Genomic DNA, 11,317 nt, shown 5'->3' on the forward strand with positions numbered 1-11,317 from the left:
AAAAGGCGGAGCGTATCGAGTCGTGGCTCTTGGACCATCCCGACCACGAGGCGGCAAAGCAGAGCCTTGCTGTCCTGCGTGCAGCCACGCCGACACCCATCCCTTTTGTCGATTTGGACTTCAACCTCGGTGAACGCTGGATACCTGCTAAAGTCTATGGCAGGTTTGCTTCAGAGTTCTTCGGGACGGATATTGGCGTATCCTATCATTCTAATATGGATGAATACAGCATTGTATGTGACCGAAAGAATGCCAACATCTGGCACAAGTATGCAGTACAAGGCGAGTTTCGTCGCTATGACGGCATCAATCTCCTGAAGCACGCCCTGCACAATACCATTCCCGACATCAACAAGAGTAAGGAGGTGGCGGATAAGGTTACGGGAGAAATTAAGACCGTCAAGGTACGTGACGGACACGCCATACAGATGGCAAATGCCAAGATTGAGGAAATCAGACAAGGCTTTGTCGATTGGCTCGGACGCACACCTGATACCTTCAAACAGCAACTCTCCGACAGGTACAACCGCCTTTTCAACTGTTTTGTACGCCCTAATTTTGACGGAACGCACCAGACATTTCCCGATCTTGACCTCAAACGATTGGGTATTGCCGACCTCTACAAAAGTCAGAAGGATGCTGTGTGGATGCTCAAAACCAATGGTGGCGGTATCTGCGACCACGAGGTGGGAGCGGGCAAAACGCTCATCATGTGTACGGCAGCCTACGAAATGAAGCGCTTGGGACTGGCAAACAAGCCGATGATTATCGGACTGAAGGCAAATGTATTCGACATTGCCGATACCTTTAGGAAAGCTTATCCCAATGCTAAGGTACTCTATCCAGGTAAGAACGATTTTAATAAGCAGAACCGACAACGCATCTTCAACGACATCAAGAACAACGACTGGGACTGTATCATACTCACGCACGAACAGTTCGGCATGATACCGCAGGCCTTGGAGATACAGGAAGCGATTATGCAGAAGGAACTGGACTCCGTGGAAGAGAATCTCGAGGTCTTGAGGCAGCAAGGAAGAGACATCTCACGTGGGATGCTCAAAGGACTGGAGAAGCGCAAGCAGACGCTTGAAGCCAAGTTACAGAACATACAGGACAGCATCGCCGAAAGAAAAGACGATACGGTGGACTTCAAGATGATGGGTATCGACCACCTCTTTGTAGATGAATCGCACCAATTCAAGAACCTGATGTTCAACACCCGCCACGACCGTGTGTCGGGCTTGGGAAACCCAGACGGCTCACAGCGTGCCCTGAACATGCTCTTTGCCATTCGTACCATACAGGAGCGGTCCGGCAAGGACTTGGGAGCCACTTTCCTTTCGGGAACGACCATTTCCAATAGTCTGACGGAGTTGTATTTGCTCTTCAAATACCTCCGTCCGCAGGCTTTGGAGAAGCAGGGCATCAACAGCTTTGACGCATGGGCTGCAGTCTTTGCCAAGAAGTCGACAGACTACGAGTTCTCCATCACGAATGACATCATTCAAAAAGAACGGTTTAGGACATTTATCAAGGTGCCCGAACTGGCTGCCTTTTATGCGGAGATTTGCGATTTTCGCACTGCCAAGGACATCGGTATCGACAGACCGGAGAAGAATGAGATACTACACAACATACCACCCACGCCCGAACAGGAAGTCTTTATCGGAAAGCTGATGGAGTTTGCCAAGAGTGGCGATGCCACGCTTTTGGGACGAGCACCTCTGAGTGAGAGCGAGGAAAGGGCAAAGATGCTTATTGCAACCGACTACGCCCGCAAGATGAGCCTTGATTTACGCATGATTGATGAAAATGGGTACTCAGACCATATAGACAACAAGGCAAGTCACTGTGCCAAAATGCTCAATGACTATTACCAAAAGTACGATGCACAGAAAGGAACGCAGTTTGTTTTCTCAGACTTGGGTACTTACAAGCCTGGTGGAGACTTCAATATCTATTCGGAAATCAAGAGAAAGTTGGTAGAAGACTATCATATTCCATCTTATGAGATACGCTTCATTCAGGAGTGCAAGAACGAGAAAGCAAAGAAGGCAATGGTAGATGCGATGAACCGTGGTGATATTCGCATTATCTTCGGTTCTACGTCCATGTTGGGCACAGGTGTGAATGCCCAGCAGCGGGCAGTAGCGGTCCATCAACTTGACACGCCGTGGCGACCATCGGACTTAGAGCAGCGTAACGGGCGTGCCATCCGTAAAGGTAATCTTGTTGCCAAGGAGTTTGCCGACAACAAGGTCGATGTGATTATTTATGCCGTGGAACGCTCGTTGGACAGTTACAAGTTCAACCTGCTGCACAACAAGCAGCTTTTCATCAACCAGTTAAAGACGAACACTTTAGGGAGCCGTACCATTGACGAGGGATCGATGGACGAGGACAGCGGTATGAACTTTTCAGAATATGTAGCAGTACTTTCAGGCAATACCGACCTTTTGGAAAAAGCAAGATTGGATAAGAAGATTACCACCTTGGAATCAGAGCGCAAGAACTTTCTCCGTGAGCGTGATGCCGCAACGGGCAAGCTGGCAGAGATTGAGAGTTCCGTGTCTTTCCATACAGACAAAGTCAAGGAGGCACAGTCTGACTTGGCTCTCTTTGAGAAGCGTGTGGAGCGTGATGAGGAAGGTGTGCCTATCAATAAGCTGACTATCAAAGGTGTGGAAGACAGCACCGATATCAAGGCCATTGCTGCACGTCTGCAGGAAATAGACGAGAAAGCACGCACCAAGGGGGAATACAACAAAATCGGTGAGATTTATGGCTTTTCTATTATGGTTAAGACGGAGAGCACTTCCAAGGACTTGTTTGATTGCTCTGTAAATCGTTTCTTTGTGAAGGGGCAGGAGAGTATCTACTATACCTATAATAACGGTAAGCTGGCATCCGATCCGAAACTTGCTTGCCAGAACTTTATCAATGCCTTGGAGCGTATCCCGAAGGTAATAGAGTCGCACGAAAAGGAGATGGAAAAGGTCGCAGCCAATAAAGACGTTTACACCAACATTGCGGGCAGCTCTTGGAAAAAGGAAGAAGAGCTTCGCACGCTCAAAGGCGAGGCAGCCGAACTGGATAGGCGAATTGCACTTACCCTTGCTCCACCGGAGGAGGAAAAAGAGGATATAGGGCAAGAGGCACAGCATGGTGCCATACAGCAAAGTAAATCAGTAGATGATATATCAGAACCCCGTTCTTATAAGAATTCATTCTCAAAAAACACAGACAACATACCTTTGCCCACATCTCCCAAGAACAATAGTCAGCAGAATGTATCCGACAACAATGACATTACGAGCAAAGTTATTATCTCAAAACCAAAGTGGAAGATGTAGAATGTCTTATTGTATCGAAAAGCGCCAAGTACTTGAAATAAAGTGTTTGACGCTTTTGAGAAACCGTATCAGAGAATTTGACAGATTCATTGTATAATTTCTATTCTGACAACAGAGCTGTCGTCATCTACCAATGTTGGAGGTGTCTGCTCTTTATGGTGAAAACAATGGGGAATATCATGAACTTTGTAATAGCCATCACTACAAAGCAGCAGAGAATCACCCATGTTCAATGGCAAACGTTGAACCTGAATGGGGTTTCTAAAACCTCTTCCCGCAATGCAAGTTGTCAGATAAGTGTCTGCTCCTTGCATAATGGTATCATCGTTTGTTAGTTGAGTTACTTCTCCTTGTTTGTCTCGATAGTATAGGCGCACATCTCCCAAAGATGTGTAGAAGAGCATAGCATCACTGATATATACAAGAAGTAAAGCCGAACCCATCTTGGATTTCTTCTCCTTGCAAAAAGCAGCCAAACGCTCATCAGCATATTTGATGCTCCTGAGGATATGTTCCGTACAATCAATTATATCGGTTTTTACAAAATATTCTGAGATAGCTTCGCAAACAATTTTTGAAGCACTTTCCGGCAACGACAAACCACTCATCCCATCTGCAAGTAGAATGAGTGTTGCTCCATTAGGCAATTCTCGTTGGAGAATGTAATCTCCATTTTCTTTACCAGCCGGAATACTTAAGCTTTCAATCTGAATCTTCACCATGCAAAACTTTATCAAATACGGCAATCATTTTTTGAAATGCGAGGAGCAGTTTCTCATAAGAAAAAACACTGCTACTATCTATAACCTGTTGTATCAGCCTGCTATTTTCTCTTTTCTCTATCTCATTCCGCAGACATTGCTCATAGTGGAAAAGATGCTCTTTTGATAGAAATCCGGCAATGTCATAAGCAAGCCAATAAGCTCCGACAACAATCTCATCAAAGTCTTCCCAATCATACACTTCTGCATGCAAGTTCCTATTCAAGTTAGCAATGAAATAGTTTTCCAGAATGAATGCCATATCTACGGCATCTTTATTCGTTTGGATATTCCTGTCTAACCAAGCATTGAACTTCAATACAAATAATCCATGCAACGATGCTATCTTGATGTCGAATTCATTGTCAATCGTTACGGTAATAGCACCACTCAGCACATCAGCAAACCCCTTAACGGACATAGCTATATCCTCCTCAGGAGGCCAGTATATGTATCCATCTTCTCTTTCTATATCTCCGTATGGTACTATGTCCATTTCGTAGTCGCCATCATAGAACCGTTGATACATCTGTCCGTCTTTTTGAAACCCTTGTGCTAATAATGCCCGCTTAATCTCTTCGAATGCATCCCAATCGGGAATGGCTATGGCGAGGTCTAAATCCCTCGTCTTTCTCCCTGAACTTATACCTACTAACTGCCGAATTAAAATATCTCGCGCAGTAGCCCCGATAACAAAGAAATCCTGCCCAATCTCAGCAAAACAATGACTGACTTTTCTTAGCAGTTCAACCAACAGGGGGTTGCCAATCTTCTTACTCGAAATCTGAAAGTTCATCTTTTAATAATTTATTTGCAGCTTCAATACAACGGCTGTCTCCGCTACTTACTAAATCGGCATATATCAAAATGCAGGGCATTACATCGCCTTTCCAAAACTTCTGATATACATAAATAACTCCTTCGGTAGTCCGTGTTGCGCCAGTCTTCATCAGATTGGAGAAAGATGTCTCTGTATAGAGTTCAAAAAGTTCCGGAGTAAGGTAACCATTCAATAAATTAGATGCACACTCTCCACCCCATAACATACCATTTGGCAATGCTATTTCTTCCCATTTTTCTTTTTGTTCCGGTGTCCGAAAATCCAGCTGCTTCAACAGCAACTTGGGCTTTAATATCTGATGATAGTTTTCCGACCATAAATCGAGCAAAAGACGACGTTTTTTCAGAACTCTTTTCTTCTGAGTTACGAGAATAAACTTACGGACTTCCAATTCATCAATCACATTTTTGACAGTACCTATCGAAACTCCACTATACTCCTTGATTTCCCGAAAAGATTTGCCCACATTCTCAGGAGCTTGCAAGAGATAAAAGATTACCTTCAGGCCTGCTTCTTGGAATATAGGATAGTTTTTGTTGTTATTCACAGGGGCTTTCTCCCCTGTGTGAGAAAGGTGGAATATCACTTTCCTGCCCTTCGTGTACTGTATATTGTAGTTACCTGCCGTGTCAGCAAAGTTAAGTTCCATTTTACGCAAAGTTCCATAGACAGATGGCTGTACATATCTTGCAACCAATATGACAGGTCCCTTGTAAGTCCCCATACAGCTCTTTGATTTTTCTTCAATGCGCAGGATATTTGTTCCATTTATCTCATTTTCAACAAGGCATCGGAACTCTATGCCCATAATTCTGACGTATTGTTCCATCGAAGGCGTTTCCGGCTGAAGCGCATCGATTATGACATCTTGAGAATCCTCCCACTGTCTCCTTATCGCACTAACCGCCTGATCTATAATCTGTATTCCGTACATATCTTGTTCAATATTTATAGTCGTTCAATAGGATTGAACACTGCAAAGATAGTGAACAAAAATCAAACTGCAAATTTTTTCGTTCATTATTTAATGCTTGTTCAATTTTGTTGAACAAGCATTAAATAATGAACGGGTGCCTACCAGTTCCCTTGTTTCCGTAGCATTTCATCTATCTCTTTCCGAAGGAAAAGCAATCGACCATTGGCTTTGAGGTAGGGTATTTTCCCTGCCCAAACCCAGTTGTAAATGGTCTTTTGTTCCACCTTCAAAATTTTGGAGACATCTATGATATCCAAGTATTCGGGTTTCAATGGAGGGTGAACGGTCGTATCTACTTCCTGTTCCCGTAGGACAAGCAGACGGTCGAGCTTGTCTTCCATATTCTTCAGTTTATCAAACAGGCGTTTCTGCCATGTATCTTCTGGCTGTTGATTTAAGTATGGCATAATTCTCCTTTTTGATAGTTCCCACTTGTATCTTGTATCAAAATACGCTGCTCCTTCATATAGGCAATATATTTCTTTGCGGTCCTGTCCTTGATTTCCATCTCTCGCATCAGAACCTCACAAAGTTCTTGGTAAGTGAGCTTGAAAGAATTTCGGAAGGCTTCTTTGACAACGCCAATAAGCTCATCAGTCTTGCGCTTTTCCTTGTCCTCCTTGGACTTCTCACCACGATAGACGTGCATGTCTTCTTCCTTGTCCCAGCCGAAAAGCATCATCGGTACGTCCAACGGACTTCCGTCACGCACTTTCAACGCCTTTACGACCGAGTATTCGGGATTGTCGTCTTTCTCTATGGAAAGGATACCCGCCGCCTTACGTTGAAGTTCCGAGCCGATATGTCCCCGAAGTTTGATGCCGTTCGGCACGAAGTGCAATACGCAGATAATACAAGTATTGTATATCCCTGCCAAGCGGTAAAGTTCGTCAACAATGGCTATACTTTCCGTTTCATCGTTCGCAGAACGTATCAGATCAGCAATACCATCAATGACAACGAGGTGTATTCCACCATGCTTGTGATGGAACAAGTCCATACTTTCACGGATAAGTTTCAGCCTGTCCTTTCGGGAGAGTGAGGCAAGATACAGGGAATGGCAAAACTCCGGTACTGCCGTCAAAGAAGCCCTACGCAGTGTCTTACCCAAGTTCTTGTGCAGCTGTGCCTCGGACTGTTCCGTGTCATAGTGCAGGACTGCCAAGCCTTTGGGATTGGCGGTAATCTCCAATCCCAAGGTATTCTCTATCGGCAATCGTTTTTCTCCCAACGCTCCGGCAAGGATGGCTCCGACATAGTTGCTCTTGCCTGTCCCCTCACCTCCAGTAATGCAGAACAGATTGTCCTGCGTTCCTAGTGGAACACCATTCACAGCCACAACCGATTTGGAAATGTCCGGTGGATTCTCATAGTCAATCTCACAGGAACGTAACATCATCATGGTTTGGCTGTATAGGTCTGAGAACATCTTGGCAAGCAGCTCTTTCAGTTCCTTTGCACCGTTGCCCAAGGCAAAGAAATCTGAAATGTCTTTTTCAGACTTCGTGCCACTTAATGGAAGTGAAAGGTTCAATACCTTGTATTCCGCCAGATTTTCCGTTTGTCTGTGACTCTCGCGTACGCCAGTCTCGTCAGCATCATACAGAAGAATGATATGCCGGAAGCGAAGCTGAAGACTCTCAATGATACTTGTCGGTATCTGTGCGGTTTCACTGTTGAAGCAGATTGCATTAAAACCGTGTGCATACAATGAGAGCACATCCTTTTCCCCGCCTGTAATAAAGAGCATATCGCCTTTGGTCGGAATCTGTTCCATACCGAAGCAATAGGTGGCAGGCATCCGCCCACCATAAAGAAAGCGGATTTTCGGGCTGTGGGGACGGTATATTTTGACATACCCGTTTCCGATATAAGCAAAGATAGGTTCCGTAGGTGAGCCATAAAGTTCAAATTTTCTTCCATCAGAAGAAATGCTCTCATAGCGTTTAAGACTCCGTACCCGAAAAAGGCGGAGGGTATCCTCCTGGATGCCATAATGTGCCCAATAGTTCAGTAGTCCATCATCAAAAGGCTGTATCTCGCAACAGTATGGGCGTTCTTCCTTACTTTCGGTAATGTCAGCCTTTGAACTTGGGATGACTAGACTTTTCTGAATCGGCGTAGCAATTTTACCCTCGCTACACCTCTCACCGTCATACAAAGAATACAGTCCCAGTTCTTGTACGATGATTTTCAAGACTTTTGGAAAATCGGTTTTCAGGTTTAGGCTGCGCAAGGTTGCCACAAACCAGAAACAGTCTCCTGAATAGGCGGTATCGCCATGATCATAGAACTTATAGGATGAGCTCTTCCTGTCATAGAAAATATGACAGGAAGCCCGCCTGTCATCATAGAATGGACTGCGGAAGTTGCGATGAAGGTTCGCCTCAAAGCCAAGGAAATGTGAAAACACATTCAGACCTCCTTGTGTAAGTAAAAGAATCTGTTCCTTATCTATCATAATTGTCGGTTTTTAGGGTTAAGACATGAACTCATGATGAGATTGTCCTTGAAACGGTTGAGCCGCCCAAGAACCTCATCGTTTCTCATACCTGATACGCGGAGTCGGTTACACTTCGTGGCTATCACGATAGACTTGAAGAAGTAGCGTACATCGCCACCCTCCGTGTAGCGGTAACGCACTAGCTGCTTCTTGCGCCAGCGGTAAAGGGTGGACTCTGAAATATTCAGAGTCCCGATTAGGTCTTTCGTGGTCATCTCCAGCTCGTCATCTATATCTTGGATAAGATGAGAAGTGCGCTCAACATACCGCTCTATTCGGTTGAGCCTGTCTATCAGTTCCTGATAGGCTTGGCTTTCTACTGCGATTATTTCCATCAGCCTTTATAATTTGGTTTGTAAAATAATGTGTTGCGGCCCAAGCTCCTTTACAAGATCTATAATTCTGTCGTAGGATTCCTTGTCAAACACTTCGATACTCATCTGAGCGAGTGGAAGCGGTCTTGCCTGTTGTCTTTGTGCAATAGATGCAAGCAGGTCGAGTTCATCCCATCCCAATACCTTGGCATAACTGTAAGTTTGTGAGGTGGTCATCGACACAGCTCCAGTTTCCCATCGTGAAATGGTACTTGAGCTAACATTCAGTTTTCCAGCGACATACTCTTGTGAGTAACCTTCAAGCTCTCGCTTTTCCTTTAGGGTTTTGTGCAACTGTTTCATATGTATAAAGTTACAAAGACACCTAAATTTGAGCAACCCGCTACATTCAAATGTTTACACCCCATGCAAGGTGGCTTGCATTAGGTGCAGATGAATATGATGAGCGATGTCGGCATGGGATGATTTAATTGGTTTGTTTTCTATAATTCATAAACGGAAATACATTGTAAGAACAATCATTCCAGAACAAAATCAAATAATTTTGAGAAAATCCCTCCAGTGCAAGGTGCAAGTCCCCTTATATATAGGGGCTTGCACCTTGCACTGGAAAGTGTAGCAGTAAAATTTCTAAATATTTATGGCACAAAGATTTGGAGGTTAGTACAATTTTATATACCTTTGTACTCAAGAAAAGAGAGCAGTTGTGCTTTCATAAGGTAGTCAGAATGGTAGTCATTAGGCGGTCAAAATACTGCTACAAAAATGCTACACTACTGATTTGTCAAAATTGATAGGACATTTAATTACAACGAGTTAGCAGAGTTTGGTTCACAAACCTCTCTCTCCGCTTTAGGTACTCTGAACAAACCAACAGAGAAACCCTAACAAAAACGTAAGTATCATAGCTACAAGCAGTTATGATACTTTTCTTTTATATACATTCTTCTTCTCAGAGTACGTACAGAGGGGATGAATACTCCCTAAATACTCTACAATGGCTACAATCTGGCTACACTTTTTGAGGCAAAATAAAAATTGTAGCCAAGAGTTCGTACAGAGTACGCATAGAGTACACGCAAATTGCTGTTATTCAAATAAATATGTCGAACTTTGCAGCGTGGTTACAGAAGTTTATCTCGCTAATAATTCAATCTTTTGGCTACAATTCTATTAGAAGCTGGCTACAATTATTGAATTTTGGCTACAACTTTCCTTTCCATGGCTACAATTAAACAATAGCAGCGCAAATGAAAACCATTTTCAGAGCAGTCTTCTATTTAAGAAGCAACTATGTGAACAAGGAGGGTAAAACACCCGTGATGTTGAGAATCTATCTCAACAACGAACGACTTTCCATTGGCTCAACAGGCATTGCCGTTCAGCAGTCGCAATGGGATAGTGAAAAAGAACGACTGAAGGGAAGAACTACGGAGGCTCTTTCTACTAATCTCGAGTTGGATAACATCCAAAGCGGATTGCAGACTATCTTCAAAAAGTTGGAAATGACAGATGCCATTTCTTTGGAACGTATCAAGTCGGAGTATCTCGGCAAGAAAGAAGAGGTAGAAACGATGATGACACTCTTCGATAAGCACAACAAAGATATTGCCAAGCAAGTGGGCATATCTGTAAGTGCTGCCACTTTTCAGAAATATAATGTCTGCAAACGACACTTCACGACTTTTTTGCAGGATAAGTACAAACGTTCGGACATACGCTTGTCTGAACTCACCTATATTATCATACACGACTTTGATATTTATCTTCGCACAGTAGTTGGTCAGAACCCAAATACAGCCACCAAGACAATGAAGACTTTCAAGACAATTACGATTTTAGGAAGAAAAATGGGGGTAATCCATCATGATCCTTTTCTCAATCATCGTTTTCACCTTGAGCCAGTCAATCGTGGTTTCTTAACAGATGAAGAGATTTTGAAGATAGCCAATAAGAATCTGGGCATACAGCGTTTGGAATTGGTTCGTGACTTATTCGTATTCTCATGCTTCACAGGCTTGGCGTACATTGATGTGGCCAACCTTACTCCCGAGAACATTGTTACCCTTGATGACAAACAATGGATAATGACAAAACGACAAAAGACAAGTGTCGCAACAAATGTTCTTTTATTGGATATCCCGAAAAATATTATCGAAAAGTATAGTGGCAAGACCTATCGTGATGGTAAACTCTTCCCAATGCTAACTAATCAGCGAACTAATTCATATCTGAAGGAAATTGCAGATATTTGTGGCATTAAAAAGGACCTAACCTTTCACATGGCTCGCCACACATTTGCAACAATGTCATTGAGTAAAGGTGTTTCTATGGAATCAGTTTCTAAGATGCTGGGACATACCAACATTAAAACCACACAAATCTATGCCCGTATTACCAATAAGAAAATAGAACACGATATGGAACAGTTGGCGGGCAAGTTAGACAAGTTCAATGTTGCTATGGGCATCAACTCTAAATAATGTACAACCCTAAACCAAGAAAATTATGGGCGCAACCGATAAACCCTGTGGGGAGGGTCTAG

General features: G+C 43.6%; 9 protein-coding genes. 2 read left to right on the forward strand and 7 right to left on the reverse strand.

All coding sequences use genetic code 11. From position 1 onward, the window contains the following. Positions 1-3,356 (forward strand): helicase-related protein (locus HMPREF2983_RS03050; protein WP_256374456.1); only part of this gene is annotated, 3,356 nt, incomplete at its 5' end. A gap of 86 nt (positions 3,357-3,442) precedes the next feature. Here the strand turns inward: HMPREF2983_RS03050 and HMPREF2983_RS03055 are convergent. From HMPREF2983_RS03055 to HMPREF2983_RS03085, 7 genes are all read right to left on the reverse strand, one after another. Further along, positions 3,443-4,078, reverse strand: a complete 636-nt coding sequence (locus HMPREF2983_RS03055) for a PP2C family protein-serine/threonine phosphatase (protein WP_081457123.1) — start codon at positions 4,076-4,078, stop codon at positions 3,443-3,445. Continuing rightward, positions 4,059-4,913 carry a nucleotidyl transferase AbiEii/AbiGii toxin family protein gene (locus HMPREF2983_RS03060; RefSeq protein ID WP_070666659.1) on the reverse strand — a complete coding sequence of 285 codons (855 nt, stop codon included), beginning with the start codon at positions 4,911-4,913 and terminating at the stop codon, positions 4,059-4,061. Before HMPREF2983_RS03060 ends, HMPREF2983_RS03055 begins: the two co-directional genes overlap by 20 nt. Then, a complete protein-coding gene (locus HMPREF2983_RS03065; protein ID WP_004378812.1) occupies positions 4,891-5,892 on the reverse strand; it encodes a type IV toxin-antitoxin system AbiEi family antitoxin in 1,002 nt (333 codons plus the stop codon). The genes HMPREF2983_RS03060 and HMPREF2983_RS03065 overlap by 23 nt, the downstream gene beginning before the upstream one ends. A 140-nt stretch (positions 5,893-6,032) precedes the next feature. Beyond that, the gene (locus HMPREF2983_RS03070; protein WP_070666662.1) at positions 6,033-6,341 is read right to left on the reverse strand and encodes a helix-turn-helix domain-containing protein; all 309 of its coding nucleotides are present in this window, start codon (positions 6,339-6,341) and stop codon (positions 6,033-6,035) included. After that, entirely contained in the window at positions 6,329-8,395 is a 2,067-nt protein-coding gene (locus HMPREF2983_RS03075; protein WP_070666665.1) for a bifunctional DNA primase/helicase, read from the reverse strand. Before HMPREF2983_RS03075 ends, HMPREF2983_RS03070 begins: the two co-directional genes overlap by 13 nt. Beyond that, on the reverse strand, positions 8,392-8,772 hold the full coding sequence (locus tag HMPREF2983_RS03080; protein ID WP_070666667.1) for a DNA-binding protein: 381 nt from the start codon (positions 8,770-8,772) through the stop codon (positions 8,392-8,394). Before HMPREF2983_RS03080 ends, HMPREF2983_RS03075 begins: the two co-directional genes overlap by 4 nt. A gap of 6 nt (positions 8,773-8,778) precedes the next feature. Then, positions 8,779-9,114: a helix-turn-helix domain-containing protein gene (locus tag HMPREF2983_RS03085; RefSeq protein ID WP_004365227.1), complete on the reverse strand. Its 336-nt coding sequence runs from the start codon at positions 9,112-9,114 to the stop codon at positions 8,779-8,781. Positions 9,115-10,022: 908 nt separating this feature from the next. Here HMPREF2983_RS03085 and HMPREF2983_RS03090 point away from each other — a divergent pair. Beyond that, positions 10,023-11,255, forward strand: a complete 1,233-nt coding sequence (locus HMPREF2983_RS03090) for a site-specific integrase (protein ID WP_070666670.1) — start codon at positions 10,023-10,025, stop codon at positions 11,253-11,255. The last annotated feature ends 62 nt before the right edge of the window (positions 11,256-11,317 follow it).

Source organism: Prevotella sp. HMSC077E09 (assembly GCF_001814685.1).
In the GTDB taxonomy this organism is placed as follows: Bacteria; Bacteroidota; Bacteroidia; order Bacteroidales; family Bacteroidaceae; genus Prevotella; species Prevotella oris.

Bases quoted from the DNA above. Each gene is read 5' to 3' on its own strand.
- HMPREF2983_RS03055 (WP_081457123.1), bottom strand. From the start codon at position 4,078: ATGGTGAAGATTCAGATTGAAAGCTTAAGTATTCCGGCTGGTAAAGAA.
- HMPREF2983_RS03060 (WP_070666659.1), bottom strand. From the start codon at position 4,913: ATGAACTTTCAGATTTCGAGTAAGAAGATTGGCAACCCCCTGTTGGTT.
- HMPREF2983_RS03065 (WP_004378812.1), bottom strand. From the start codon at position 5,892: ATGTACGGAATACAGATTATAGATCAGGCGGTTAGTGCGATAAGGAGA.
- HMPREF2983_RS03070 (WP_070666662.1), bottom strand. From the start codon at position 6,341: ATGCCATACTTAAATCAACAGCCAGAAGATACATGGCAGAAACGCCTG.
- HMPREF2983_RS03075 (WP_070666665.1), bottom strand. From the start codon at position 8,395: ATGATAGATAAGGAACAGATTCTTTTACTTACACAAGGAGGTCTGAAT.
- HMPREF2983_RS03080 (WP_070666667.1), bottom strand. From the start codon at position 8,772: ATGGAAATAATCGCAGTAGAAAGCCAAGCCTATCAGGAACTGATAGAC.
- HMPREF2983_RS03085 (WP_004365227.1), bottom strand. From the start codon at position 9,114: ATGAAACAGTTGCACAAAACCCTAAAGGAAAAGCGAGAGCTTGAAGGT.
- HMPREF2983_RS03090 (WP_070666670.1), top strand. From the start codon at position 10,023: ATGAAAACCATTTTCAGAGCAGTCTTCTATTTAAGAAGCAACTATGTG.